The organism is Ectothiorhodospiraceae bacterium 2226 (genome assembly GCA_013348725.1).
GTDB lineage: Bacteria > Pseudomonadota > Gammaproteobacteria.
In genome coordinates this window covers 2,404,000-2,430,613 of the sequence record CP054689.1, presented here as the reverse complement: position 1 = coordinate 2,430,613, position 26,614 = coordinate 2,404,000, and the positions used below count along the sequence as shown (strand labels likewise).

General features: G+C 67.1%; 26 protein-coding genes. 8 read left to right on the top strand and 18 right to left on the bottom strand.

The window, feature by feature from the left end:
• Window positions 1-167: 167 nt before the first annotated feature.
• Complete coding sequence (locus HUS23_11800; GenBank protein ID QKT04444.1) at window positions 168-2,027, top strand: AsmA family protein; 1,860 nt, start codon at window positions 168-170, stop codon at window positions 2,025-2,027.
• Window positions 2,028-2,037: 10 nt separating this feature from the next.
• Here the strand turns inward: HUS23_11800 and HUS23_11795 are convergent, their stop codons facing one another.
• From HUS23_11795 to sufB, 10 genes are all read right to left on the bottom strand, one after another.
• Window positions 2,038-2,373 carry a DUF2173 family protein gene (locus HUS23_11795; GenBank protein ID QKT04443.1) on the bottom strand — a complete coding sequence of 112 codons (336 nt, stop codon included), beginning with the start codon at window positions 2,371-2,373 and terminating at the stop codon, window positions 2,038-2,040.
• A 9-nt stretch (window positions 2,374-2,382) separates the two neighbouring features.
• Window positions 2,383-2,712: a DUF2173 family protein gene (locus HUS23_11790; protein ID QKT04442.1), complete on the bottom strand. Its 330-nt coding sequence runs from the start codon at window positions 2,710-2,712 to the stop codon at window positions 2,383-2,385.
• 123 nt (window positions 2,713-2,835) lie between these two features.
• A complete protein-coding gene (locus tag HUS23_11785) occupies window positions 2,836-3,195 on the bottom strand; it encodes a DUF2173 family protein (protein QKT04441.1) in 360 nt (119 codons plus the stop codon).
• Window positions 3,196-3,350: 155 nt separating this feature from the next.
• On the bottom strand, window positions 3,351-3,671 hold the full coding sequence (locus tag HUS23_11780) for a non-heme iron oxygenase ferredoxin subunit (GenBank protein ID QKT04440.1): 321 nt from the start codon (window positions 3,669-3,671) through the stop codon (window positions 3,351-3,353).
• Between the two features lie 194 nt (window positions 3,672-3,865).
• Complete coding sequence (locus HUS23_11775; protein QKT04439.1) at window positions 3,866-4,213, bottom strand: DUF59 domain-containing protein; 348 nt, start codon at window positions 4,211-4,213, stop codon at window positions 3,866-3,868.
• 3 nt (window positions 4,214-4,216) lie between these two features.
• Window positions 4,217-4,663 carry an SUF system NifU family Fe-S cluster assembly protein gene (locus HUS23_11770; protein QKT04438.1) on the bottom strand — a complete coding sequence of 149 codons (447 nt, stop codon included), beginning with the start codon at window positions 4,661-4,663 and terminating at the stop codon, window positions 4,217-4,219.
• Window positions 4,660-5,922, bottom strand: coding sequence for a cysteine desulfurase (locus HUS23_11765; GenBank protein QKT04437.1), 1,263 nt, complete (start codon window positions 5,920-5,922; stop codon window positions 4,660-4,662). Before HUS23_11765 ends, HUS23_11770 begins: the two co-directional genes overlap by 4 nt.
• On the bottom strand, window positions 5,919-7,235 hold the full coding sequence (sufD, locus tag HUS23_11760; GenBank protein ID QKT04436.1) for a Fe-S cluster assembly protein SufD: 1,317 nt from the start codon (window positions 7,233-7,235) through the stop codon (window positions 5,919-5,921). Before sufD ends, HUS23_11765 begins: the two co-directional genes overlap by 4 nt.
• A 9-nt stretch (window positions 7,236-7,244) precedes the next feature.
• Entirely contained in the window at window positions 7,245-8,012 is a 768-nt protein-coding gene (gene sufC / locus HUS23_11755) for a Fe-S cluster assembly ATPase SufC (protein QKT04435.1), read from the bottom strand.
• Between the two features lie 73 nt (window positions 8,013-8,085).
• Window positions 8,086-9,531 carry a Fe-S cluster assembly protein SufB gene (gene sufB / locus HUS23_11750; GenBank protein QKT04434.1) on the bottom strand — a complete coding sequence of 482 codons (1,446 nt, stop codon included), beginning with the start codon at window positions 9,529-9,531 and terminating at the stop codon, window positions 8,086-8,088.
• Between the two features lie 122 nt (window positions 9,532-9,653).
• On the opposite strand from sufB, the gene HUS23_11745 reads away from it, so the two are divergent.
• The gene (locus tag HUS23_11745) at window positions 9,654-10,082 is read left to right on the top strand and encodes an NUDIX domain-containing protein (GenBank protein QKT04433.1); all 429 of its coding nucleotides are present in this window, start codon (window positions 9,654-9,656) and stop codon (window positions 10,080-10,082) included.
• A 329-nt stretch (window positions 10,083-10,411) separates the two neighbouring features.
• On the opposite strand, the gene HUS23_11740 is transcribed toward HUS23_11745, so the two are convergent.
• From HUS23_11740 to HUS23_11725, 4 genes are all read right to left on the bottom strand, one after another.
• The gene (locus HUS23_11740) at window positions 10,412-12,520 is read right to left on the bottom strand and encodes an EAL domain-containing protein (protein QKT04432.1); all 2,109 of its coding nucleotides are present in this window, start codon (window positions 12,518-12,520) and stop codon (window positions 10,412-10,414) included.
• 4 nt (window positions 12,521-12,524) lie between these two features.
• Window positions 12,525-13,043, bottom strand: coding sequence for a transcriptional regulator (locus tag HUS23_11735; GenBank protein QKT04431.1), 519 nt, complete (start codon window positions 13,041-13,043; stop codon window positions 12,525-12,527).
• A gap of 84 nt (window positions 13,044-13,127) precedes the next feature.
• Window positions 13,128-14,072 carry an aldo/keto reductase gene (locus HUS23_11730; protein QKT04430.1) on the bottom strand — a complete coding sequence of 315 codons (945 nt, stop codon included), beginning with the start codon at window positions 14,070-14,072 and terminating at the stop codon, window positions 13,128-13,130.
• 11 nt (window positions 14,073-14,083) lie between these two features.
• On the bottom strand, window positions 14,084-15,397 hold the full coding sequence (locus tag HUS23_11725) for an MFS transporter (GenBank protein ID QKT04429.1): 1,314 nt from the start codon (window positions 15,395-15,397) through the stop codon (window positions 14,084-14,086).
• A 237-nt stretch (window positions 15,398-15,634) separates the two neighbouring features.
• On the opposite strand from HUS23_11725, the gene HUS23_11720 reads away from it, so the two are divergent.
• On the top strand, window positions 15,635-17,287 hold the full coding sequence (locus HUS23_11720) for a hypothetical protein (protein QKT04428.1): 1,653 nt from the start codon (window positions 15,635-15,637) through the stop codon (window positions 17,285-17,287).
• A 61-nt stretch (window positions 17,288-17,348) separates the two neighbouring features.
• Here HUS23_11720 and pstS read toward each other — a convergent pair whose 3' ends face one another.
• The 3 genes from pstS to phoB all read right to left on the bottom strand — a co-directional run bounded on the left by pstS (window position 17,349) and on the right by phoB (window position 20,512).
• A complete protein-coding gene (gene pstS / locus HUS23_11715; GenBank protein QKT04427.1) occupies window positions 17,349-18,329 on the bottom strand; it encodes a phosphate ABC transporter substrate-binding protein PstS family protein in 981 nt (326 codons plus the stop codon).
• A 170-nt stretch (window positions 18,330-18,499) separates the two neighbouring features.
• A complete protein-coding gene (gene phoR / locus HUS23_11710; GenBank protein QKT04426.1) occupies window positions 18,500-19,822 on the bottom strand; it encodes a phosphate regulon sensor histidine kinase PhoR in 1,323 nt (440 codons plus the stop codon).
• 3 nt (window positions 19,823-19,825) lie between these two features.
• Window positions 19,826-20,512 carry a phosphate regulon transcriptional regulator PhoB gene (gene phoB / locus HUS23_11705; GenBank protein QKT04425.1) on the bottom strand — a complete coding sequence of 229 codons (687 nt, stop codon included), beginning with the start codon at window positions 20,510-20,512 and terminating at the stop codon, window positions 19,826-19,828.
• A gap of 166 nt (window positions 20,513-20,678) precedes the next feature.
• Here phoB and HUS23_11700 point away from each other — a divergent pair, with 166 nt between their 5' ends.
• Window positions 20,679-21,347, top strand: coding sequence for a TIGR04211 family SH3 domain-containing protein (locus HUS23_11700; protein ID QKT04424.1), 669 nt, complete (start codon window positions 20,679-20,681; stop codon window positions 21,345-21,347).
• A gap of 208 nt (window positions 21,348-21,555) precedes the next feature.
• Here HUS23_11700 and ilvD read toward each other — a convergent pair whose 3' ends face one another.
• Window positions 21,556-23,253 (bottom strand): dihydroxy-acid dehydratase, encoded by a 1,698-nt coding sequence (gene ilvD / locus HUS23_11695; GenBank protein ID QKT04423.1) that lies wholly within the window; start codon window positions 23,251-23,253, stop codon window positions 21,556-21,558.
• 469 nt (window positions 23,254-23,722) lie between these two features.
• Between ilvD and HUS23_11690 the strand changes: the two genes are divergently transcribed.
• The 4 genes from HUS23_11690 (at window position 23,723) to HUS23_11675 (ending at window position 26,546) form a co-directional block, all read left to right on the top strand.
• Window positions 23,723-24,127, top strand: a complete 405-nt coding sequence (locus tag HUS23_11690; protein QKT05065.1) for a clan AA aspartic protease — start codon at window positions 23,723-23,725, stop codon at window positions 24,125-24,127.
• A gap of 143 nt (window positions 24,128-24,270) precedes the next feature.
• Window positions 24,271-25,446 carry an acetylornithine deacetylase gene (argE, locus tag HUS23_11685; protein QKT04422.1) on the top strand — a complete coding sequence of 392 codons (1,176 nt, stop codon included), beginning with the start codon at window positions 24,271-24,273 and terminating at the stop codon, window positions 25,444-25,446.
• An 11-nt stretch (window positions 25,447-25,457) separates the two neighbouring features.
• Window positions 25,458-26,033, top strand: coding sequence for a Slp family lipoprotein (locus tag HUS23_11680; protein QKT04421.1), 576 nt, complete (start codon window positions 25,458-25,460; stop codon window positions 26,031-26,033).
• A 12-nt stretch (window positions 26,034-26,045) separates the two neighbouring features.
• Window positions 26,046-26,546, top strand: coding sequence for a Slp family lipoprotein (locus HUS23_11675; protein QKT04420.1), 501 nt, complete (start codon window positions 26,046-26,048; stop codon window positions 26,544-26,546).
• Window positions 26,547-26,614: the final 68 nt, after the last annotated feature.

Sequence of the window (26,614 nt, the reverse complement as noted above, 5' to 3'; positions counted from 1 at the left end):
CGCTTCAGGTAAATCTGCGCTGCCGCCGACCGGACGCGCTGCCGGAGATCTACCAGCTCGCGCGCCCCTGCTTCACTCACGCCCAGGTGCGTGAGCTACAAGGGGCACTGCTATGCTCAGGGTCGACCCTCATCACGCTAGCGAGGCACAGGGAAGTGAATCGCGTTGTGAAAGGCATCGGATGGGCGCTGCTCGTGCTGGTGCTCATGCTCGCCGTCGCGCTGTGGTGGCTGGACTGGAATCACCTGCGCGGACCGCTCGCCGAGTTCGCGAGTCGGGAATTGGAACGTACGGTGTCCATCGACGGCGACCTCGACGTCGAGTTGGGCTGGACGCCGCGCGTGCACGTGCACGGGTTGCGCATCGCGGACGCGCCCTGGGCCGGGCGTGAGCACATGGCGGAAGTCGAGCGGCTGAGCGCGTCGATTCCGCTCGGCAGCGTGCTGCGCGGCGATCCCGAGTTTCGGGACGTGGTGGTGGAACGCCCCCGGGTACACCTGGAGCGTAACCCCCAGGGCGCGGCCAACTGGGACTTTCTCGAAGACGACCCGGACGAGGACCCGCCGCGGATCACGGCGCTGAGCGTGCACGAGGGCCACTTCGTCTATACCGACGCGCCGCTGCAGACCCGCATCGAGGGCCAGCTCTACACCGAGGACGGCCGCACCCACCTGCAGGCGGACGGCACCTACCGCGAGGCGCCCCTCAAGGTGGTGGGTCAGGCGGGCGAGCTGCCGGCGCTGGTGGACGGTGCGGAGCCCTTCCCGCTGGAACTGGAGATCTGGTACGCCGCACAGTACCTCAGCGCGCAAGGCGCGTTCGATGACCCCCAGGAGCCGCTCGAGCGCTTCACCTTCACCTTGGCGGCCGAGGGCGACGACCTCGGCACGCTGCTGCAAGCGCTCGATGTACCGGCCCCGGACATGGACGCCTTTGAGCTCTCCGGCGAGGTAAGTCGCCAAGGGGAGCAGTGGCGGGTGCGGGACATCCAAGGACGGCTCAAGGAGACGCGTCTTGAGCGGGGCGAGCTGCATGCCGACACGGCCGCCGAGCCGCCGCGCGTGGAAGGCGAACTGCATCTGGCGCGGCTCGATGTGCAGAACCTGTTTGAATTCTTCGGCCTCGACGCCCCCCCCGAAGAGGAGCGCGAGCGTCTGCTGCCCGATGATCCGATCCCTGTCGACTGGCTCAGTGCGTTTGAGGTCCACGTCACCTTGAGTACCGCCGATGCCGCGCTCTGGGTGATCGAAGGGCACGACATGATGCTGGACGTGCAACTGCAAGAGGGCACCTTGCGCATCGACCCCTTCCGCATGAGCGTCGCCGAAGGCGAGATCGCCGGCGCCTTCCAACTGAGTTCGCGCGACGGCGTACCGGGATTCGTCACCGATATCGGCCTGCGCTCGGCGTCCCTCGAGCACATGTTGGAGAATACCGAGGCGGCACAGTTCATCCGCGGACGCCTGTCCGGGCGCATCGAATTGGAGGGACGCGGGGCCTCCGTCGCAGAAGCCTTGGGCGAAGCCGAAGGCCAAGTGGGGCTGGCACTCACCCGCGGCGCGCTCGACCGGCTGGTCGCCGAGGGGATCGCGCTCAATATCATCGAGCTGCTGTTCGGCGATGGGGAGCCCGATCAGCGCGTACGTTGCGGCGTCGCCGCCTTCGACGTCGGCGGCGGCGAAATGGTGTCGGAACTCCTCTTGATCGACACTGACGAGCGCGTCATCACGGGCGATGGCAACGTGGATCTACGCGAGGAACGTTTCGCCTTCGAGCTGGAGGCGCACGCCAAGGAAGCCGGTGGGCTGTCCTTGCAAACGCCCGTGAACATCGAAGGGTCGTGGATGGATCCGGACTTCGGCATCGAGGCGGGCGAAGCAATCGCGCGCGGCGCTGCGGCCGCGCTTCTGGGGGCGGTCGCCGCCCCCTTGGCCGCTGTACTGCCGTTCATCGAACCGGATGCCGCCGAGGATCACGACTGTCAGGCGCTGTTTCAGGAATTAGGCGAGACCTTCGAGGAGGAATGACGGACCCCAGCTACAGCGTGGTGAGCGTCTGACGCATCTCCTCGAGCAACTCGTTGTACTTGGCCGCGCCGTTGCGAAACACACAGGCGATGTCCGCCATGCCCACCGCCGACATGCGCGGCCCGTGCACGATCCAGCCGCGCGCCGGGGCCCAGCCGTTCATCTGCGCCAGCACCGAGAATTGATCGCCGTTACTTTGCGTGATGCGCTTGTGGTCGTTCGCGAAGCGCGCGACCAGTTCCATCTGTTCTCCGCTCAACTGGCCGACGCCGTTCAGCAATCCGCCGCCCTCGCGAAAATGGACCGCCGCCACCACACCGTCCAGCCTCAGCAAACGCTCTAGCATGGGCCCCTCCTAACCGGTGAGTGCGTCGTAGGCGGCATCGAAATCCGCCTGCGACGTGTCGAGCAGTACGCCGTGCGTCGGCGAGGCCATCGCGGACCACTTGTCGCCGATCAACGTCACCGCTTCCACCGGATAGTAATCCGCGCTCTGGGTCAGGGTGCCCCAGCCGCGGGCCTGCATGGTCGCCACGGCGAGGTTGGCGACGCACAGGTGGCTCAGCAGGTCGAGTTTGCGGTCGTCGAGCGGACACTCGCCGCGCCGCTTGGCCTCCGTCAACTCGCCGCGATCGCTGAAGGCGAAGGCCGCCACCACGCCCGGCAGGGCGATCAATTGGTCCATCGAAGTCATACGTTCCCCCTAGATTCGCCTGCCCCGCTCCGTCGGGGCCATCCGGCGTCGGACCTGCCGACGCCCTTGCTGGTTGTCCGCGCGCACCGCCCCATGGGCACTGTACGCGTACCGCTAGATCCGTTCGTCCGGCGCGTCGTGCAGGCCCGTCAACATGCGGCGCACCACACGCGTGAACGAGGCCTGTTCGTTGTTGCACAGCACCAAGGTGTTGGAGACCACGCACAGGCTGTAGTTGGCGCCATGCGCCATCCAGCCGCGGAATGGTGGGAACTTGTCGGGTCCACCCGCCAGCAGGCTGAGGATGTCGCTCTCCATGCGCACCGCGGTCGTGTTGGAGCGGCACACCACCGCCAGCAGATCCACGTTCTCGCGGGGCATGTCACCCTCGATGCTGGTGCGGTCACCGCGGTAGGGATAGTCCGCCGCCAAGCGGACGCCGGGTTCTTCAATCAGCTCGGAAATCAATCGCATTCGTTTCCCCTGCGCTTTTGATTTAGTTCAAGCTTAGTCGACGCACGGCGCCTGTGAACGGGGAACGCGAGAGGGCGCGACGAGGAAGCCGAGCGGGGGGGGGGGGAGAATTAGGAGGGGAAGCACGTCGGCGGTACGCCGGCGCACGGCCGGACTCAGTCCCAGCGGTCGTCCTGGACCTGGACCATGCCCTCGTGCACCCGCACCGGGAAGGTGTACAGGCCTTCGTAGGCGGGCGGCGCGGTGACGGCGCCGGTCTTGATGTTGAAGCGAGCCCCGTGGCGCGGGCACACGATCTCGCAGCCCTCGACCGGGCCGCCGGTGAGCGTGCCGCCGTCGTGCGTGCACACGTCTTCGATGGCGTAGAAGGTGCCGTCGATGTTGAACACCGCGATCAGCGCGTCATCGACGTCGACCACTTTGTGTTCGCCAGGGGGCAGGTCTTCCACCTTGGCGACATCGGCCCAGTCGGCCATGGCGTGCTTCCTCGTTCTAATGAAGAAATAGTAGGGAGGCTCTGACCGATCCAGAACCTCCCGCGGCACAGGGATGTGCCGTCGCGATCGGCGGCTGCAAGCCGTTGATCACGGAGCAAAGCGACAACCACGCTTTTCGCTTTGCTTGGTCTGAGAAATCCAGGATAAATTCTCTCAGATACTCCAACAGCGGCTTACATCAGACCCAGTTGCAGGCGCACCGCGTCGGTCATGCGGCTCTTGTCCCAGGGCGGGTCCCACACCACTTCCACGCTGGCGCACTCGACGCCTTCCACTTCCTTGACCACCGCCTGCTCCACCGCGCAGGGGAAGGTCTGTGCCACGGGACAGCCGGGGGTGGTGAGCGTCATTTTGATGTCCACCCGCCCCGCGTCCGGGTCGGCCTGCACGTCATAGATAAGCCCGAGGTCGTAGATGTTGACCGGCAGTTCCGGGTCATAGACGGTGCGCAGTGCGGCGACCACCTGCTCTTCCATGATGCGCTGCGGCAGGCTCTTGTAACTGTTGTCGGTCTCGCTCATGTCTTATTCCGTGGTGACCGCTTCGCCCTTCTGCTCCAGGGCGGCGTGCATGGTGTGCCAGGAGAGGGTTGCGCACTTCACGCGCGAGGGGAACTCCTTCACGCCCTCGAGCACCATCAGCTTACCGAGCTCGGCGCCTGCCACCGGCTTGTCCATGATCAGGCCATGGAAACCCTGGAACAGCTGCTCGGCCACTTCCACCGGCTTGCCCTTCAGCGCCTCGGTCATCAGCGAGGCGCTCGCCATGGAGATGGCGCAGCCCGCACCCTGGAAGCTCACGTCCGTAATGGCCCCGTCCTCGCCCACCTTGAGGTAGACGGTGAGCTTGTCGCCGCACAGCGGGTTGAAACCGTCCGCCTTGTGCGTGTAGCCCTCCAGCGGACCGAAATTGCGCGGGTTGCGGTTGTGATCGAAGATCACCTCTTGATACAGGTCGCGCAGGTCGCTCATTGCCCGAACACCTCTCTCACCTTGTACAGGGCCGCCACCAGACGGTCCACCTCGTCCTTGGTGTTGTACATGCCGAACGAGGCGCGCGAGGTGGCCGGCACGTGACAACGGTTCATGAGCGGCATGGCGCAGTGATGGCCGGTGCGGATCGCCACGCCCTGCATGTCGATGATGGTGCCGACGTCGTGCGAGTGGATGTCGTCGAACACGAAGGAGATGATGCCGCCTTTCTCCGCCGCGGTGCCGATGATGTTCAGGTGCGGAATCGCGCGCATCTGCTCGGTCGCGTAGACGAGCAGTTCGTGCTCGTGGCGCGCGATGTTATCCAGCCCGACGTCGAGCACGTAGTCGATCGCGGCGCCGAGGCCGATCGCCCCCACGAAATCGGGCGTACCGGCCTCGAAGCGCAGCGGAATACCGGCAAAGGTCGACTTCTCGAAGCTCACCTCGCGAATCATCTCACCCCCGCCCATGAACGGCGGCATGCTCTCCAGGATGTCGGCGCGCGCCCACAGCACGCCGATACCGGTCGGCCCGTAAAGCTTGTGGCCGGAGAAGGCATAGAAGTCGCAGCCGAGCGCCTGCACGTCGACCGGGATGTGCGGCACCGACTGCGCGCCGTCGATGAGCACCTTGGCACCCGTCGCATGGGCGAGCTCGATGATGCGCTTCACGGGCAGGATGGTGCCAAGCGCGTTGGACATGTGCGCCACGGAGACCAGCTTGGTGCGCTCGGACAACTGCGCCTCGAAGCCTTCCATGATCAGCTCGCCGGCATCGTTTACCGGTGCGACTTTGATGACCACCCCGGTGCGCTCGGCGAGCAGCTGCCAGGGGACGATGTTGGCGTGATGCTCGAGCTCGGTGATGAGGATCTCGTCGCCCGCGCGCAGCTGCGCGCCGCCGAAGCTGTGCGCCACCAGGTTGATCGCCTCGGTCGTGCCGCGCACGAACACCACCTCGCGCTTGTCGGCGGCGTTCAGAAACGCGCGCACCTTCTCGCGCGCGCCCTCGTAGGCCTGCGTGGCGCGTTCGGCCAGGTAATGCACGCCGCGGTGCACATTGGCGTAGTCGTAGGCCAGGTAGTGCGCCACGGTGTCCACCACCACCTGCGGCTTCTGCGCCGACGCGGCGTTGTCGAGATAGGCGAGCGGCTTGCCACGCACTTCCTGGGAGAGACCGGGGAAATCGGCGCGAATGCGCTCGATGTCGTACGCGCCCGCCGTGTCCTTGTGGCGCAGGGCCTCGAGATTGCTCATACCAGTCCCTCAGTTTGGGCTTCGTCGAGCAGCCGCCGCGCCACCTGGGCCTCCAGGCCCTGGCGCACCGGTGCGACCTTCATGCGTTCCAGAATGTCGCTCGCGAAGGCATACACCAGCAGGCTGCGCGCGGTAGCCAGATCGATGGCGCGCGAGCGCAGGTAGAACAACGAGGTCTCGTCCAGCTGGCCCACCGTCGAGCCGTGCGCGCACTTCACGTCGTCGGCGTAGATCTCGAGCTGCGGCAGGCTGTCGGCCTCGGCGTCATCGGACAGCAGCAGGTTATTGTTGGCCTGCTGCGCATCGGTCTTCTGCGCGCCGGGGTGCACCACCACCCGGCCGCGGAACACGCCGCGCGCATGACCGTCCAGAATGCCCTTGTACCACTCGCGGCTCGCGCAATGCGCCGCGCGGTGGTCGATACGGGTCTGGTTGTCCACGTGCTGGCGCCCGCCGGCGAGGTACAGGCCGTTCAGCTCGCACTCGGCGCCCTCGCCGGCGAGGTCCGCGGTGATGTCGTTGCGCACCAGACGCGCACCGCCCGAGACGTTGTGCGAGGTATAGCGGCTGTCGCGCGCCTGGTGCACGTGCAGACCGGCCACGTGGTAGGCCTTGGCCGCTTCGCTTTCCAGCTTATAGTGCTCGAGCACGGCGCCCTGCTCGGCCACCACCTCGGTCACCGCATTGGTCAGGTACGGCGCGTCCTCCAGCGCCACGTAACTCTCGATCACCGTGCCCTGACTCGCCTCCTCGGCCACGATGAGGTTGCGCACATAGGCCGCCTGGTCGGTGGCGCCGCTCGCCACGTACACCACCTGCAGGGGGGCATCGAGCACCGCGCCGCGCGCCAGGTGCACGTAAGCACCGTCCTGCATAAAGGCGAGGTTGAGCGCCGCGAAGCCGTGCGACTTACCGTCGGCATGGCGTCCGAGCAAGCCCTCGACGCGCTGGGGCTCGTCCTCGAGCACGCGCGCCAGATTGGCGATGGTCACGCCCTTGGGCAGCTGTTCGAGCCGCGAGAGCCCGGGGGCGAGGCGTCCGTTCACGAACACCAGGCGGTACCCAGGCACATCGCGCAGCAGATGCGGCAGCAGCGCCGCTTCGGTGACGCGGGTGTCCGCGCCGGCGAGGGTGAAGCCGCGCTTCTCGATCGGCCGCACGTCGGTGTACTTCCACGCCTCGTCGCGCAGCGTGGGAAAACCATGCTCGGCGAACTGATCCAGCGCGCCGCGGCGCAGTGCCGCGAGCCACGACGCCTTGCGCCCCGGCAACCCGGCCTCGACCGTCTTGAACTCTTCCACGTAGGTGTTCATGCGGCCCCCTTAGCGCGCCGCGGCTTCGGCGCCGGGCGCCTGCTCCAGCCAACCGTAGCCCTGCTTCTCGAGCTCCAGCGCCAACGTGCGATCGCCGGACTTCACGATGCGCCCGCCCGAGAGCACGTGCACGTAGTCCGGCACGATGTAATCCAGCAGGCGCTGGTAATGAGTCACCAAGATGAACGAGCGACCCGCGTCACGCAGGCTGTTCACGCCTTTGGCCACAATCTGCAGGGCGTCGATGTCGAGGCCCGAATCGGTTTCGTCCAGGATCGCGAGCTTGGGCTCCAGCACCGCCATCTGCAGCACCTCGTTGCGCTTCTTCTCGCCGCCGGAGAAGCCCTCGTTCACGTTGCGGTACAGGAACTCCTCGCGCATCTCCACCACCTTGATCTTCTCCTTGATCAGGGTGAGGAAGTCCATGGCGTCGAGCTCCGCCTCGCCGCGGTGCTTGCGGATGGCGTTGAGCGCGGCCTTCAGGAGGTACACGTTGCTGACGCCGGGAATCTCCACCGGGTACTGAAAGGCCAGGAAGATGCCGGCGCGGGCGCGCTCCTCGGGGCTCATCTCGGTCAGGTCGCGCCCTTCGAACAGGATCTCGCCGCCGGTGACCTCGTAGCTGTCGCGCCCGGCCAGCACGTTGGAGAGCGTGCTCTTGCCAGAGCCGTTGGGGCCCATGATGGCGTGTACCTCGCCCGGCTTCACCTCCAGGTCGATACCCTTGAGGATGGACGTGCCGTCGATGGCGGCCTGAAGATTCTTGATGCTCAACATAGTGTCATACCCTTCCGTCACTTATGGCGCGGGGACCGCTCGGGCCCCCGCGCGCGAATCGCTCGATGATCGCTTAACCCACGGAGCCTTCGAGACTGATGCCCAACAGCTTCTGGGCCTCGACGGCAAACTCCATCGGCAGCTCCTTGAACACCTCCTTACAGAAGCCGTTCACGATCATGGACACGGCGTCCTCTTCCGACAGCCCGCGCTGCTGGAGGTAGAACAGCTGGTCCTCGCTGATCTTGGAGGTGGTCGCCTCGTGTTCGACCTGCGCGCTTCTGTTCTTCACCTCGATGTAGGGGAAGGTGTGCGCGCCGCAGCGGTCGCCGATCAGGAGCGAGTCGCATTGGGTGTAGTTGCGTGCGCCCTCGGCGCCTTTCAGGACCTTCACCAGCCCGCGGTAGGCGTTTTGCGCGCGCCCGGCGGAGATGCCCTTGGAGATGATGGTGCTGGAGGTGTTCTTGCCGATGTGCACCATCTTCGTGCCGGTGTCGGCCTGCTGCAGGTTGTTGGTGAGCGCGACCGAGTAGAACTCGCCCACCGAGTTGTCGCCTTCCAGGATGCAGCTCGGGTACTTCCAGGTGATCGCGGAACCGGTCTCCACCTGCGTCCAGGAAATCTTGGCGTTGTCGCCGCGGCACGCGCCGCGCTTGGTCACGAAGTTGTAGATACCGCCACGTCCTTCCTCGTCGCCCGGGTACCAGTTCTGCACCGTGGAGTACTTGATGGTCGCGTCCTTCAACGCCACCAGTTCCACCACCGCGGCGTGCAACTGGTTCTCGTCGCGCTGCGGCGCGGTGCAGCCCTCGAGGTAACTCACGTAGCTGCCCTCGTCGGCGACGATCAGGGTGCGCTCGAACTGGCCGGTGTTGGCGGCGTTGATGCGGAAATAGGTGGACAGCTCCATGGGGCAGCGCACGCCCGGCGGGATGTACACGAACGAGCCGTCGGTGAACACCGCGGAGTTCAATGCGGCGTAGAAGTTGTCGCCCTGCGGCACGACCGCGCCCAGGTACTTCTTCACCAGCTCCGGATGGTTCTGCACCGCCTCGGAGAACGAGCAGAAGATCACGCCGACTTCGGCGAGCTTGCCCTTGAAGGTGGTGGCCACCGACACGCTGTCGAACACCGCATCCACCGCCACGCCGGCCAGGCGCTCCTGCTCCGCGAGCGGAATGCCGAGCTTGTTGTAGGTCTCGATCAGCTTGGGATCGACCTCGTCCAGGCTCTTCGGCCCCTCCTTCTGCTTGGGCGCCGAGTAGTAGACGATGTCCTGGAAATCGATCGGCGGGTAATGCACGTGCGCCCACTCGGGCTCGCGCATGGTCAGCCAATGACGGTAGGCCTGCAGGCGCCACTCCACCAGCCAATCCGGCTCGTCCTTCTTGGCGGAGATAAAGCGGATGATGTCCTCGTTCAGGCCCGGGGGCGCGGAGTCCGCCTCCACGTCGGTTACGAAACCGGCGGCATACTCACGCTTGATCAGTTTCTCGATGTTCTGGGTCGAAGCACTCATGAACTGACTCCCGATCTGGGCCGTCGCCTACCGCACGCGGCCGAAGCTACCTTTAGGATCGGCATAGGATATAGAATCCCGACTAATTTGGTCAAGTATTGGGAAGCGCGCGCGAGGGGTTGATGAACGGCGGAGAGCGCTCGGCGGGGCTGATCGTGGTGCGGCGCGGGCCGCGCGGCTGGGAGTTCCTGCTACTGCGCGCCTACCGCAACTGGGACTTTCCCAAGGGGCGCATCGAGCCCGGCGAGGGCCCGCTGGCGGCCGCGCGACGCGAAATTCGCGAGGAAACCGGCCTCGGAAACCTGCATCAGCCGTGGGGCACTGGGTTCATCGAGACCCCACCCTACGCGCGCGGCAAAGTGGCGCGCTACTACCTGGCGGAAGCGCCGCCCGACGCGCGGGTCCACCTGCCCGTGAATCCTGAACTCGGCCACCCCGAACACCACGAGTGGCGCTGGTGCCCGCCCGAAGAGGCGGGGCCCCTGCTGGTCCCCCGCCTACGGCGCGTGCTGAATTGGGCGCAGGAGCAACTTGCCGGGTCCGAATCCTAGTCCGGACAGGCGCCGCATCATACCACAGTCCGATTCTGCGGCCACCACAGGCGCTTACTCTCGGAGACCCTGGCGCTACCGCTCCCGAGCCACCGCCGCGTCGTACAGCACCAGGGGCGTCTCCTGCCCCGCCCGGATGATCGGGAACGGCTGCTCCGCGCCGCCGCTTTGCACGCTCGGCGAGCACGATCACGGCGAGGATGAGCGTAAGGCATGCCACGCGTTCAAAAGCATGTGCGTCCCGCGCTCCGCGAGCAGGCGTGCGGACACTGCCGGGCCGGTCGCTCTGCGCGCGGTGATTCTGCCGCAGCGGGCGGCATCAGCCACCCCTAGGATATGGCCGGGCCGGGCCTGCCCAGGTAGTAACCCTGCGCGTGGTCGACGCCGAACTCCCGCAGGCATGCGAGGACAGCCTCGCTCTCCACGAACTCGGCCACCGTCTCCTTGCCGAGGGAATGCGCGATCTGGTTGAGGGAGCGCACCATGGCCTGGTCTACCGGATCCGAGAGGATGTCGCGCACGAAGGTGCCGTCGATCTTCACGATGTCCACCGGCAGGCACTTGAGGTAGGCGAACGAGCTGAAGCCGGTGCCGAAATCGTCCAGCGCAAAGCGGCACCCGAGGCCTTGAAGCTCGCGCATAAAAGCCTGAGCGCGCTCGATGTGCACTACCGCGATGGCGGCCGTCTCGGTGATCTCGAACGTGACGCGGGCGGCGGGCACCCGCAAAGCGCGGCACAGCTTCTTGATGGCGGCAAGTGCGGCCGCATCGCCCAGCGAGGAGCCGGAGAGATTGACGGACAGCGCGATCGGTTGCCCGCGTCGGTCGGCATCCTCCAGCGCGCGCAGCGCGCGCGGCACCACCCACAGATCGATCTCGGTCATCAAGCCGTAGCGTTCGGCGATCGGTATGAAGGCGCCGGGAGGCAGCAACGTGCCGTCCGGCCGCCGCATGCGCAACAACACCTCATAGCCCCGCGTCTCGCCGCTCGCGATGTGCACGATGGGCTGGAAATGCAACTCGAAGGCATCGTTGGCGAGCGCATGGCGCAGCGCGTTGACCAACTGCATCTCGCCCACCGTGGCGACGTTGACCTCCTCCGCGTCGTCGTACATGTGCACGCGGCTGCGTCCGTTGCGCTTGGCGATGTAGCAGGCGATGTCGGCAAAACGCAGCGCTTCCGCAGCGGAGCTGGTCTCCGACCCGACCATCGCGATGCCGATGCTGGCGCTGATCTCATAATCCACTCCGTGGCGCGCGAAGCGATGGCCCTTTACGCGTTGCAGCAGCTCATGCGCGAACTCCATGGCCTCACGCCGCGACACGTCGGTCAGCAACAGCCCGAACTCGTCGCCTCCGAGGCGGGCAATGAGGTCGCCCTTGCGCACCCGCTGTCCGAGCAGACTCCCGACCTCGCGCAACAGCTCGTCGCCCACCGCGTGGCCCTCGGTGTCGTTGACCACCTTGAACTGATCGAGATCGACGTAGAGCATGGCGTAACGCAGCGCGCCGCGGCGCGCGACCTGAACCGCACGCTCCAACTCCCGCTCGAAGTAGTGGCGGTTGTACAGCGCGGTGAGCGCATCGTGCTGCGCAAGGTAGTGGAGTTGGCGTTGCGCCAGGCGATCCTCGGTGACGTCGCGGAACACGAGCACCACGCCGATGATCTCGCCGTCTCGGCGGCGTATGGGGGCGGCGGAATTCTCGACGACGTACTCGGTGCCGTCGCGCGCGAGGAGTGCCGTGTGGCTCGCCAGCCCGACGGTACGCCCTTCCGCAATGCAGCGCGCGACCGGATCGAGAGCCGGCTCCCGCGTGAACTCATTCACGATGCGAAACACCTCGCCGAGCGGCTTGCCCGCCGCCTCGTGCTGCGGCCAGCCCGTGAGCGCCTCCGCCACCGGATTCATGGTCTCGACCCGCGCCCGAGCGTCGGTCGCGATGACGGCATCTCCGATGCTCATCAGCGTCACCAGGGCATTCTCGTGGGCGCGCTCCAACGCTTCGCGGCTCGCGTGCAGCTTGCGCAACGTGGCCTGCTGGCGCGCCAACTCCCGATTCAGGGCCTGGAAGTCGCTGAGCGCCGTCCGCCCCGGCTGGCAGCGCAGCACAACGTGCCCACGCGCGGCATCGCCCGGGTTTGCGAATGTGAACGCCGTGCAGCGCCAGCCCGACAGGTCGCCTGCACGTCCGGGGCGCCAGCGGATGGGTGCGGGCAACGGCTGGCTGCTGCGCGTCCAGTCGCGCAACAGCTTGTCGATCTGTGCGGGCGGGTTATCCACCAGCGCATGTAACTTGAGGTCACCCGAGCAGGCGCGTGGAAGACCTAGCAAGCGGCCGGCTGCGCGATTGACGCTGAGCACGGTCCCGTCGCGGGCCACCAGCAGCAGCGCCTCGGGTAGACCGTCCGCGAGGCGCAGAAACTGTTCGGCCGACATGGGTTCAGGACCCGAAATACTCGATGCCCTGGTCCTGTTCCGCTTCCTGCCCGTCGCGCAGATGGACCACGATGCGGCAGGCCGCGTCACCACGCGCGATGGTCTGATGCAGGGCGACCTTCGCGTAAGCGAGGTTCTCGGCCGCGACGGTGCCGAATACGTTGGACGTCATCATGCAAAGGGAATTGCGGTCCTTCACCTTGTCCCCGAAGGGGCAGGCCCGATTACCGAGCACGAGCTTGTCGGCGTCCGCGGAAATCAGATGGAAGTCGCCTTGAATACGGCGCTTCAGGTCCACCAGGACCTCCGCCACCTGCTCACGCGACAGCTGCTCGGCCCCTAGCGCGGCGCGATAGTCGGCGTTGATCCAGTCCCCGATGTGCTGCCCGACGATGCTGATGAACCCGGCCGCTTCCTCGAAGCCGACCACCTCCTCCAGCGTGCCGGCCAGCTCGCGTAGCAACTCGCGCAGGAATACGTCGCGGTTCAACGGAACGTCCAACTGCTCGATCTTCTTACTCATCCTCCCCCCTCGGTCGCATCCGGCGGCGCTAAAGAAACCTTACTCCGTCTGGGGTCATGGGAAAAGCGGCTGGTTGCGGCCCGTTTACAGCGTCGCGAGGTGAGCCGCCATGCGCTCGCGCAGTGGCTCGTCGGGCAGGCGCCCAAAGCTGGCCTGCATATTGTCCTCCAGGTGGCGCAGGCGTGAGGTGGCCGGCAGGGCGACTGTCACGGCCGGATGGGAGACGATGAACTTGAGGAACACCTGCGCCCAGGTGTCGCAGTCGCATTCGGACGCCCAGCCCGGCAGGTCGCTGCCGCGCGTGGCGCGGAACAAGGCTCCCTGCTGAAACGGGCGGTTGACCAGCACCGCCACGCCCTTCTCGCGCGCGAGCGGCAACAGGCGCCGTTCGGGCTCGCGGTTGGCGATGTTGTAGGCGAGTTGCACGCTGTCGATGTCCTCGCGCTCGATGATCCGCGCGAGATCGTCCAAGGCGGTGTTGGTGTAGTGCGTGATGCCGATGTAGCGAATACGCCCTGCCGCCTTCCATTCGTAGAGGGTCTCGAGATGCGTCTGCCAGTCGAGCAGGTTGTGGATCTGCATCAGGTCGATGACCGGCGCGCCCATCAGCCGCGCCGAGGCCTCCATCTGGCGCACGCCTGCCTGCGCGCCCTGGGTCCAGACCTTGGTCGCATAGAACAGGCGGTCGGCCACGCCGACCTGTCCGGCGAGCCGCCCCACGGCGCCCTCCGCCTCGCCGTACATCGGGGAGCTGTCGATCACGCGCCCGCCCAGGGCGACGAAGCGCTCCAGCACCTGCGCGCGATCCGCATTGGCCGGGTCGCCTGCAGCCAGATCGAAGGTGCGGTAGGTGCCCAGGCCGATCACCGGCACGCGCTCACCGGCGCGGCCGATGGGTCGGGCGTGCGGTGAAGGCGCGGCGGCGGCCGACGCCGCGCCGCTCACCCCCAGGGCGCCCACCGCCCCCAGGCCGACCACGCCCGCCGCGCCCTTTAAGAGAGCGCGCCGTGTGCAACGCCAGTCCTTCATATCATCCTCCGTCAGCGTTCCTCGGCAGGCACGGGCACGGCCGGACCCGGCGCCGCTGTCGCGCGGCGCGCACCGCCCAGCGCCTCCTGGCGACGCCCGAGCCATAGCCCTACGCCCAACCATAGCGCCGCCAGCGGCACGGCCACCAGCGCGATCCCGCCGAGGCCGAGCCCCAGCGCCATCAGCCCCGCGAACGCCCAGCCGCTCACCGCGTCGCCGCCGCGGTAGACCACCGTGTCGATCACGCTCTTGGCCTTGTACTTCTCTTCACGCGATACCACGGTGAACAGCATCTCGCGCGCAGGGCGCGCGATGGCGAAGTTGCCCGCCCGGCGCAGGATCTGCACCGCGAGGATGGTTACCAGCACGGGCGCCGCCGCCAGCGCGGCGAAGCCGAACAGCAGAAAGGCCGGCACCAGCGCCAGCGTGCGTCCTAAGCCGAGCCCCTTCACCAGGCGGCTGGTGATGAAGATCTGCGTGAGCAGCGTGAGCGTGTTCACCGCGAGGTCGACCGCGGCAAAAACAGCCGTGCGGGTCGCCGAGTCGTCGAAGGCGTCGCGCACGATGTGCGCCTGCTGGAAATAGAGAAAGGTCGCGAGCGTGGTGTACAGCAGGATGTAGGCGCCGATGCCCAGCAGGTAGGGCGAGCGCACGAACAGCCGAAAGCCCGCGAACACGCCCCCGCCCACCGGGCGCTCCACGGCATCCCGCTCCCCCGCGCTCAGCGCGCGCACCGGGGCCCCGCGCCCCAGGCGCGACACCGCGAAGGTCGCCACCAGCAGCAGCGCCGCCGAGATCAGGAGCAGGTTTACCGGCCCCAGCGGCACGGCCAGCAGCGTGGTGATCATGGGACCGAGGATGGCGCCCGCGCTGCCGCCCGCCGCGATGAACCCGAACAAGCGGCGCGCCTGCGCGTCGCTGTAGAGGTCGGCCATGAAGCTCCAGAACACCGACACCACGAACAGATTGAACACGCTCACCCAGACGAAGAACGCCATCGCCACATACGCGGGCGGGACGGGCGACTGGAACAGCGCATAAAAGCCCAGCAGATTGAGCACGAAGAAGCCGTACACCACCGGCACCAGCCGCCGCCGCGCGAAGCGCCGCACCGCATAGCCGTAGATGGGCACCGCCACCAGCATGGCGATGAAGGTGCCGGTGAACAGCCATTGCAGGTTCTCCACGCCCGCGGTGATGCCCATTTCGTCGCGCACCGGGCGCAGCACGTAGTAGCTGCACAGCAACGCGAAGAAATAGACGAACGACCAAAGCACCGCGCGGACTTCGTGCGGCTCGACGTTGACCAGGCGAGCGAGGTTCATGCGCCTCCAAGCTGAACTAGGGGACGCCGCGACGCGCGCGCCGAGGCGGGCGGGCGTGTACCGGGGCGTCGACCGCGGCTCACGTCCTCGTTGACCGATGGGGTCACTAGCATCAATGGCGCGCGCCCATTGCGCAACTCCCCCCGTCATGGATGCGCGGCAGCCCCGCCTCGCTGGCGCGCCGCGATTCCTGTACTGTTAGGCCGCTAAAAAACAACAAGAATGAGAGTGGACACCATGAAAGGCACACCGACACAGAACGCGCTAGCCGTCCTGCTGACGCTCGCGTTGCTGGGCGCGATCGGCATCCGCGCAACAGCCGGCAACACCGCCTCGACGTTACAGGGGCCGGAACTGCTGGCCGCCGCCGATGGGTTGCTCTGCACGGTACTGGGCGACACCTTGCACTGCGCGGATGAGCAGGGTCAATCCGTGCACGAGGTCGCGTTGACGAGCTTGGGCATCCGTGGCATCACGGCCGATCTGCAGGTGCTCGCCGGTGGCGAGGTGCTGATCGGCGATGCCGCCGACAAGCGCATCCTGCGCTGCGATCCCGCACGTGGCGCCTGCGCCACGCTGTTCGAGGCCGACGACTCCACCTTCGTCGGCACCTTCAAGTTCCACCTGGACGAAGCGAGCGGGCGGCTGTTCATCGCCGACACCCGCAGCCACCGACTGTTGCTGCACACGCCGGAGGGCGGGACGCAGCACCTTCAGGCACCCGTCGTGCTGGAGTACCCCAACCGCATCGCACTGACCGCCGACGAGCGCCTGCTGGTGGCCAACACCAGACGCCAGCGCCTCGACGTCTTCAGCCTCACCGAGCAGGAGCTGATCCACGAGCGCCGCTACCTCAGCGCGGGCGCCGGGCGGCGGCCCACCACCTTCGCCGTCGGTCCCGCCGACCGGCTCTGGATCCTGCACGCAGACGGCTGGCTCAACGACGGCGAGTTGCGCGTCCACGATTCCCCGGAGGATCCCCCCATCCCCGTCGCGCTGCCGGCGACCGCCAACCTGAGCGCCGTCGTGCGCTTCGGCGAGCGCATGATCGTGGCCGATCGGGCGGGCATCGCCTTGTACGCGATCGACCCCGACGCGCTGACGGCCGCACCCTTTGGCAATGGGGCTTTTGCGGAGGCATTGGCAGAACGCGCCGAACAGCGCGCCGCCGCGTTGCGGCGGGGCGACCATGCCTTCATCGCCGCACTCGTGCTCGGCTTCACGGTGTTAGGGATCGGGGTCCTCATTGTGCGGGCGGACGCGCGTGGTACCACGTCCCCCACGGGAAGAACTAGCCCCACGACCCATTTCGCGCCCGCCGATCGCTACCCCTTGGTGCGTTGGATCGAACCCGATGCCGCGGCGATGCAGCGCCTGGAGCGCATGCTCAAGCTCGGGGCGCTTCTGCAGGGCGTCGGCTTAATCGGCATCGTCATCGCGACCCTGCTCCTGTTCAGGCTGTCCGCTCCGGTAGATCCCGACATCCTGTGGCGCCTCGGCCTGTTGCTCGGCGGGCTGATGCTCGCGACACCCTTGTTGCTCGGCCCGATGCGCCAGGCGCTGCGCAACCGCATCGGCCGCCGGGGAAGCCTAATGTACCTACGCGATCACCGCGGGCAGGTGCTGCAGATTCCGCCGGAGGAGAGCCTGCACGACAAGCGGCTGATCACCTACGGACCGGTCGCGGTTCTGCTACGCAGCGGCTACGGCACCCCCTTCTACACGCCGGAGACCTTCGAACGCGATATCCGGCCCCTGCTCGCGCGCTCCCGGCCGGTCGGCCCGATCAATCTGATGATCTATCAGTTGATGCACCGCAATCCGCTGGCGGTGGCGGGTGCCCTGCTCATACTGGCGTTGATGACGATCCTGGTCGTCGTCGCGCTCTAGGGGCCGTAAAGAAAAACCGGCGCCCTGGGGCGCCGGTCGGTTACCGCACCTGACCCGGTATCTATTGGATACCGAGCTTCTTGAGTTCCCGCTCGGCGACGGCCGCAGGCAGCGGGATGTAGCCGTCCCGCACCACCACCTCCTGGCCCTGACGCGACATCACCAGCTTGATGAACTCGCGCTCCATGGGCGACAGCGGACGGTTCGGGTGCTTGTTGAGCGCCACGTACAGGAAGCGGGCCAGCGGATAACTGCCGTCGGCGGCGGTCTCCGCGGTCGGCTTGACCGGCTGTTCGCCGTCGTTGCGCGCCAGGCCGATCGCCTTCACGCCCGAGGTCATGTAGCCGATGCCCGAGTAGCCGATGCCGTTCAGCGAGTTGGCCACCCCCTGCACCACCGAGGCCGAACCCGGCTGCTCGTTGATGCTGGGCTTGAAGTCGCCGTCGCACAGCGCATGCTGCTTGAAGTAGCCGTAGGTGCCGGACACCGCATTGCGGCTGTAGAGCGTGAAGTCGCGGTTGGCCCACGCGCCGGTCAGTCCCACCTGACCCCAGCGGGTGATGTCCCCCGCGCTGCCGCAGCGGCGGGTGGCGGAGAAGATCGCGTCCAGCTCGGGAATGCTCAGCCCTTCGATGGGGTTGTCGCGGTGCACGTACACCGCCAACACGTCGATCGCGACCGGGATCAGCGTGGGCGCGTAACCGTGACGCCGCTCGAAGGCCTGGATCTCGCTCTGGCGCATCTCGCGGCTCATGGGACCGAAGTTGGCGGTGCCTTCGGTGATTGCCGGCGGCGCGGTGGAGGTACCGGCGCCCTGAATCTGCACGTTCACGTTGGGGTAATGGCGCCCGAACTCCTCGGCCCACAGCGTCATCAGGTTGTTCAGCGTGTCCGAGCCGATGCTGGAGAAGTTCCCAGACACGCCGCTCGCGCGCTGATATTCGGGTAGCTTCGCATCGACGCGCGCGCCTTCGGCGGCCAATCCGCTGCTCGCCACGGCGCCCGCCAACACGCCCCCTACAAGCCACTTGGTCAACTTCATCGTGTTACTCCTCGGTTTGCACACTCTGCCGGGCAGGGCCCAGACCACGCGGGCAGTGTTGCAGCGGCACGTGACAAGCGTGTGACCGGCCGGTGAAGCTTGCGTGACGCCTCGCCGCGCGACGACAAGGGGCGGTCCTTGCCCGTTTTCAAAGGCAGGCGAAGGTCACGCTAAACCCTTTCTTCACCGGCCGCCGGCGGCGCGGCGCGCAGCACCGCCGCGGGGAACACACAGCTGAAGGTGCTGCCCACGCCCGGCGTACTAGCGATGTCCAGGTGCGCACCGTGACGACCGAGCACGTGCTTGACGATTGCAAGGCCGAGCCCGGTGCCGCCGCTGCCCTGGTCGCGCGCGCTGTCCACCCGATAGAAGCGCTCCGTCAGGCGCGGCAGATGCAGGGCGCTGATGCCCACCCCGCTATCGGTGACGCTGAACACACCCTGCTCGCCGCGGCGCGCCCAGCGCACCGCGATCTCGCCGCCGTCGGGCGTATAGCGCACGGCGTTGAACACGAGGTTCGAAAAGGCGCTGCGCAACTCCTCGCTACTGCCGTCGAGCCACAGCGCGTCCGTCGTCTCGCATTCGATGCGGTGGCCGCGCTCGCCGCTCAGGGCGCGCGCCTCATCGCAGATCCGCCGCACCATATCGGCGACATTCACCGCCGCGGGATTGAACGGCAGCCGCCCCGTCTCCAACCGCGACAGCAACAACAGGCGCTCCACCAGGTAGTGCATCCGATCGACCTGCTGCGTCATCAGCGTAAGCGGGCGTTGCCAGCGCCGCGCGGCTTCGTCCCCGGCACTCACGATCATCTCCAGGAAGCCCTTGAACACGGTGAGCGGGGTCCGCAGCTCGTGCGAGATATTGGCGATGAAATCGCGCCGCACCTGCTCCAACTGGCGCAGGCGCGTGACGTCGCGCGCGATCAGCAGGCGCTGGTCCTTACCGTAGGGGACGATGTTGATCGACAGCAGCGCCTGATCGTCCAGCGGCGACGGGATTTCGATGGCGCGCGTGTAGTCGCCCTGCTCGAGGAACGCCACCAAGGTCGGATGACGCAACAGGTTGTCGATGCGCTGGCCGACGTCCTTGCCGGGGTGCAGGCCGAGGGTGCGTTTGGCGGCCTCGTTCATCCACTGGATGTCCCAGCCCTTGCCGAGCACCACGGTCGGGTCCGGCATGGCGGCGGTGGATTCCTGGAAGCGGTCCAGCATGGCGGCGAGCTTGCGCTTGCGCTTACGGTTACGCTGCTGCAGGCGATAGATCTGGTAGTAGACCTCGTCCCAAATCCCGCTCGCCGAGGGCGGATGATAGTGCTTGCCGAGGCGCAGCCAGCGCTCGAGGCGCGCCAGTTGATAGAGGTGCCAGGCGAGGTATCCGGCCAGCCCCAACCAGAGCAGCAGCCCCCAGGCGCCGCTCCACCAACCGAGCAGCAGCAGTACGAGGAGCCCGGCGGCGACCCGCCACGCCTCCTTGGCCCAGGGATTACTCAACGCTCAGACCTGCTTGGAGAAGCGATACCCGCTGCCGCGCACGGTCTGGATGTAGCGATCGCGCCCATAGGGCTCCAGCGCCTTGCGCAGCCGACGGATGTGCACATCCACGGTGCGCTCTTCGATATACACGTCGCCGCCCCAGACATGGTCGAGCAGCTGCGCGCGGCTGTACACGCGCTCGGGATGGGTCATGAAGAAATGCAGCAGGCGATACTCAGTGGGGCCGAGGTCGACGCGCTGCCCGTCGGCACGGACGCGGTGCGCCGCCGCATCGAGACTGAGGCCGTCGACCTCCAGGGTCTCGGTCGGGTTCACCTCGCGCCGGCGCAGTTGCGCCCGCACGCGCGCCAACAACTCGCGCGGCGAGAACGGCTTGCCGACATAGTCGTCGGCGCCCGCGTCCAGCCCGCGCACGCGGTCATCCTCTTCCAGGCGGGCGGTGAGCATGATGATCGGTATCTCGCACGTGTCGGCCTGGCCTTTCCAGCGCCGCGTCAGCTCCAGCCCGCTCACACCGGGCAGCATCCAGTCGAGCAAAATGACGTCCGGCGCTCGCCGCGCCAAGGCCGCCTGGGCCTGGTGCCCGTCCGCCACCGCCACCACCTCGAAACCCTCGTCCTCGAGCACGAGGGTCAGCATCTCTCGAATGGCGCCTTCGTCTTCGACCACCAGTACCGTCTTGGACACTGCGTTCTCTCCCGTTTGTTGCCGGGCTATTACAGCGGCGCAATGTGACAGCCGTGTGACACACCAATCGAAGACCGGAAATGTGAGTGGCTGCGCAGTGACCCGCGTGCCTGTCCACTAGCATACGCGATCGGTTTTTTTCCTCATCCACGGAGACGGCGGCGGCATGGCGCGAATCATTCTTATCATCCTCCTGCTGATCGGCGCCGGCGCGGCCGCCGCGGCCGAACGTGTGCAGTACGTCAGCGACGAGCTGACCATCCACCTGCGCGCGGGGCAGAGCACCCAGTTCCGCATCCTGCGCATGCTGCCGAGCGGCACCCAGCTCACCGTGCTGGAGGCGGGCGACAGCGGTGAGTATGTGCGGGTGCGCACCCGTGACGGTCTGGAAGGGTGGGTCCTCACCCAATACCTGGTGGATCAGCCCGTCGCCCGCGACCGGCTGGCGCGCGCCGAGCGCCGCCTTGCGGAACTTCAGGAAAGTCATCAGCGACTGCAGGCGACCCATCGCGAGGTGAGCGGCGAGCGCGACGAGTTGCGCCGTGAGCGCGATGCGCTGCTGAGCGCCAAGAACAAGCTCGACGGGGAATTCACGCGACTGCAGGAAGTGGCGGCGCGTCCGGCGCAACTTGAGCAGGACAACCGGGAGTTGATGCAACGGGCGGTGCTGCTGGAGAAGGACCTCGACATGGTGCGCCAGGAGAAGTCGCTGCTGGACCGCCGCGTGCAGCAGGAATGGTTCCTGATCGGCGCCGGGGTGTTGTTCGGCGGCATGGTGCTCGGGCTGCTGCTGCCGCGGCTGCGGCGTCGGCGCGACAACCTCAGTTCCTGGTAAGGGACCGCCGGCCCGCGGTGGGCCGGCGGCGAGAGGGCGGCGATCCCAGCGGACGCCGCCCTTTTTCTTGGCGGTCCATCCATCGGATTGCGAAAAGCGCCGGCCAATCCCGCTAGCCAGCCATTCCCTCAAAAGGTAGCGAGAGCGCCGCGGGGCGGTCCAGAGGCCCGCCCGCGGCGCGATTCTCCTTACGCTACCGCGCTTTGTGCTACAGGTCGTCCGTCACGGCGCCCTTGGCGGCGCTCGAGACCAGCTTGGCATACTTGGCCAGCACGCCGCGGCGATAGCGCGGCGCGGGCGGCGACCACTGCGCACGGCGGCGTTCGAGCTCAGCCTCGTCGACGTTGAGCTGCAACAGCAACTCGGTAGCGTCCACGGTGATGCTGTCGCCTTCCTGCACCAGCGCGATGGGGCCGCCGCACTGAGCCTCCGGGGCCACGTGCCCCACCACCAACCCGTACGTGCCGCCCGAGAACCGCCCGTCGGTGATCAGCGCCACCGAATCGCCCAGGCCCTTGCCGATGATGGCGCTGGTGGGCGAGAGCATCTCGCGCATGCCGGGACCGCCCTGCGGACCCTCGTAGCGGATCACGATCACGTCGCCCGCCTGGATGCGGTCGCCCATGATGGCCGCCATGCACTCCTCTTCGGACTCGAACACCCGCGCCGGGCCGGTCAGCTTAATGGTCTTGAGACCCGAAATCTTGGCCACCGAGCCGTCCGGTGCGAGATTGCCCTTCAGAATCGCCAAATGGCCGCTGGCGTACAGCGGCTGGTCGAACGGCAGGATCACGTCCTGCCCGGCGTCCGGCACGTCGGGGATGCCGGCCAGGTTTTCGGCCACCGTCTTGCCGGTCACCGTCATGCAGTCGCCGTGCAACAGCCCCGCCTTGAGTAGCATCTTCATCACCTGCGGGATGCCGCCGGCGCGGTGCAGATCGGTAGCGACGTAGCGCCCCGAAGGCTTGAGGTCGGCGAACACCGGCACGCGCTTACGGATGGCCTCGAAGTCGTCGATGGACAGGTCCACGCCCATGGCGTGCGCCAGCGCGAGCAGGTGCAGCACCGCGTTGGTCGAGCCGCCAACCGCCATCACCACACTGATCGCGTTCTCGAACGACTTCCGCGTGATGATGTCGCTGGGCTTGAGATCCTGCTCGATGAGCCGCACGAGCATGCGCCCGCTCGCGATGGCGCTCTCCATTTTCTCCGGGTCCTCGGCGGCCTGCGTCGAGGAATACGGCAGCGCCATGCCCATCGCCTCGATGGCACTCGACATGGTGTTGGCGGTGAACATGCCGCCGCAGGAACCCTTGCCAGGGCAAGCCTTGTGCTCGATGGCGTCAAAGTCGTCGCGCGTGATCTTGCCCGCGCCGTACTGGCCCACCGCCTCGAACACGCTCACCACGGTGAGGTCCTTGTCCTTGTAATGGCCGGGTTTGATGGTGCCGCCGTACACGAAGATCGCCGGGATGTTCAGCCGCGCCATGGCGATCAGGGCCCCCGGCATGTTCTTGTCGCACCCGCCCACGGCGATCACGCCGTCCATCGACTGGCCGCGGCACACCGTCTCGATGGAGTCGGCGATCACCTCGCGGCTCACCAGCGAGCACTTCATGCCCTCGGTGCCCATGCTGATGCCGTCGCTGATGGTGATGGTGCCGAACATCTGCGGCATACCGCCCGCGCCGTGGATCGCCTCGGCCGCCGCGCGCGCGAGCTCACCCAGGCCCGCGTTGCAGGGGGTGATGTTGCTGTCGCCGTTGGCCACGCCGATGATCGGCTTGTCGAAGTCTCCGTCCTGGAAGCCCACCGCGCGCATCATCGCGCGATTCGGCGCCCGGTGATCCCCCGTCGTGACCACTCGACTGTGCTTGTTCAGGCCCTTCTTCACATCCCCAGCCATATAACCTCCGCGCTACCGGCGCCGCGCGGGTTCCGCGCCGCGGCTGCCGTTGGATGGGCGCCCGCCCACCGCGTTCCCGAAATAACCCCACAACTTTCCAGACAATAGCGTCGCTACCGCCCGCGGGGGCCCGAATAGCCGGCCATTATACCTCGCCGGAGCGGCAAACCCCGCACAAGGTGCGTGTGGCTAAGGGATTTCCCTACTGGAAGTCGGTTCACAGAATTGTCGGGCCCGGGCTGGCTAAATGGCCCCCGTCGTTGCCGGCGCCCGACACCCGCGACACACGCGAGGGAACTGCCGGCACACCCAGAGGGACGAATAACCGGCCTCGCACTGACAACCGCCGGCCGTGAGCCGACGGGCAGCTTAGGAGACGCACGTGAGAATACTCGGTACCGCGATTTTGACCGCCGCCATCGGCATTAGTGCACCAGCCTTCGGGGGGGAGCTGGCGCACAACGTCCCCATGCATGACAAGGGCCTGTCCACGTTCTACGTGAACGGCGCCATCCAGGGGGTTGGGGACGTCGAGTTCATGGTCGACACCGGCTCCGGCTACATGACCATCAACGAGCGGTCGCTCGAGCAGCTGCAGAGCAGCGGTAACGCCGAGTACGTGCGTGAACTGACCGGCGTGCTCGCCGACGGCAGCCGCAAGGTGGTGCCCGTCTACCGCCTGGAGGCCGTGACGCTGGGCGACAACTGCGTGGTGCGCAACGTCGAAGCCGCCGTGTTCCCCGGTGATACGCGTCACATCCTGGGCCTGAGCGTGCTGCGTCGCACCGCCCCGTTCACCTTCTCGACCGAGCCGCCGTCGCTCGTGCTGAGCCACTGCATGGACACCCCGGCGACCACCGCGCAGGCGAACTAACCGTACTGGGAAGCAGGTCGAACGACCTCCTCTTGAACCCGCTGCCGTAGAGGCAGCGGGTTTTTTTTCGCCTGCGTGGCAGCGTGTTGCCGCCCCGCCGCGGCCGCGATATGCTCAGAGCATCCCCGCGAACAAGCGCTTCCATGCCGACCGTGCCGACCCGCTCCCCCTACCCACCGCTATTGGAGATGATGCACGGGCTGATCGCCGCGCCGTCGGTCAGCAGCGTCAGCCCGGCGTTCGACCAGAGCAACCGGCCCGTGATCGACCTGCTGGCCAACTGGCTGGATGGCGCGGGCTTTTCCGTCGAGGTGCTGCCGCTACCGACCCAGCCGCACAAGGCCAACCTCATCGCCACGCTCGGCGGCGGCCCGGGCGGTCTGGTGCTGGCCGGCCACACCGACACGGTGCCCTTCGACGCCCCGCTCTGGCGCTACGACCCTTTTCGGCTCACCGAGGCCGACAACCGCCTGTACGGCCTCGGCACGGCGGACATGAAGGGTTTTTTCGCGCTGGCGCTGGAGGCCGCGCGCGACCTCGAGGCGGGACAGCTCGCGCAGCCGCTCATCATTCTTGCGACCGCCGATGAAGAGAGTTCCATGGACGGCGCCAAGGCATTGGTGGAACTGGGCCGCCCCCGCGCGCGCTACGCCGTGATCGGCGAGCCTACCGGCCTGCGGCCGGTGCATCGCCACAAGGGCATCCTGATGGAGGCGATCCACCTGCAGGGCCGCTCCGGCCATTCCAGCAACCCCGCCCTCGGCGTCAACGCCCTGGAGGGGCTGCACAAGGTGTTGGGCGAGCTGATGCGCTGGCGCGCGGAACTGCAGGCGGCGCACCGCGATCCCGCCTTCGAGGTGCCGGTGCCCACGCTGAACCTGGGGCACGTGCACGGCGGCGACAACCCCAACCGCATCTGCGGCGAATGTGAACTGCACATCGACCTGCGCCCCCTGCCCGGGATGGAGCCGGGACACCTGCGCGCGACGCTGCGCGAGCGTCTGGAGGCGGTGCTGGCGGGCAGCGGCCTCGCGCTCAACGTGCGCTCGCTGATCGACGGCACCGAGCCCATGGCCACGCCCGAGGAATCCGCCATTGTGCAGGCGGCGCAGCGACTGACCGGCCATCAGGCGGAGGCCGTGGCGTTCTGCACCGAAGGGCCCTACCTGAACTCCATGGGCATGGAAACGGTCATATTGGGACCAGGAGACCTCGCGCAGGCCCACCAGCCGGATGAATACATCGCGCTCGATCGCGTGCGCCCCACGGTGGACTTGCTGCGCGCCCTGATCACCCGCTTTTGCTTGGAAGGGTCATAACAAGGACGAACATGCGCGCCATCCAGCCACTATTCATCCCGCTGCTGACCGGGCTTATGCTCACCCTCGTCGGTTGCGCGACCTCCCCGGTTCCTGACGTCATTCGCGATGTCCCGCCGGGCGACTTGCGGGTCGCGGAAGTTCGCGGGCCGGATGGCGAACGCTTCGTCGGCAGCGACGCGCGCTGGGGCGGCACCATCATCGAGGTCCAGAACCGCGCGCACGGCACCGACGTACTGGTGCTGGGACGCAGCCTGGACGCGAACGGACGGCCGCGCGCCGACGGCGAGCAACTCGGCCGCTTCATCATCCGCACGGAGCGCTTCCTCGATCCCGCTGTCTACGCGCGCGACCGCGAAGTCACGGCCTACGGCAAGGTGGACGGGATCGACACCCAGCCGGTGGGGGATTACGAGTACCGCTACCCGGTGCTGGCCGCCGAACAGTGGCGCCTGTGGCAGCCGCGCCCGGTGCGCGACCCCTACTACCACGATCCGTTCTATGACCCCTTCTACAGCCCGTTCTATCGGCCGTACTACTATGATCCGTGGTACCCGTGGGGCCCCTGGCCCTACCGCCGCTGGTAAAGAGAGGCACTGATGACACCAATGCGATGGCTTGCGATGCTGGGCGCGGCGCTGGCGCTGGTCGGCTGCGCCACCGCGCCGCCGTTCGATGCCGAGACGGTGGACACCGCGGTGACGCCGCGCGGCGCGCTGGAGCGGCTACCGGAGGCGGAGGGACAGCGCGTGCTATGGGGCGGCACCATCATCGAAACGCGCAACCTGCAGGACGCCACGCAGATCGAGATCCTCGCCTACCCGCTGAACGAGCGCCAGCGGCCGGACACAAACGCCAATCCGCTGGGCCGCTTCCTGGCGGTGCAGCCGGGTTACCTCGAGCGCGTCGAGTATGCCGCGGGGCGCCACATCAGCGTGCTCGGCCCACTCAAAGAGAAGGCCGAGGGGCGTATCGGCGAGGCGGAATACGTCTACCCGGTAGTGAGCATCGAACAGCTCGAGTTGTGGCCCGTGCCCGGCCCGCCGCGCGACACGCAGCCGCGCTTCCATTTCGGTGTAGGCGTCGGCATCCACCGCTGAGCACGCATTGGTTCGGCAATGTTTTTCAAGCTGATATAATCGGCCCGCCTTGCAGCCCCAGGAGGGCC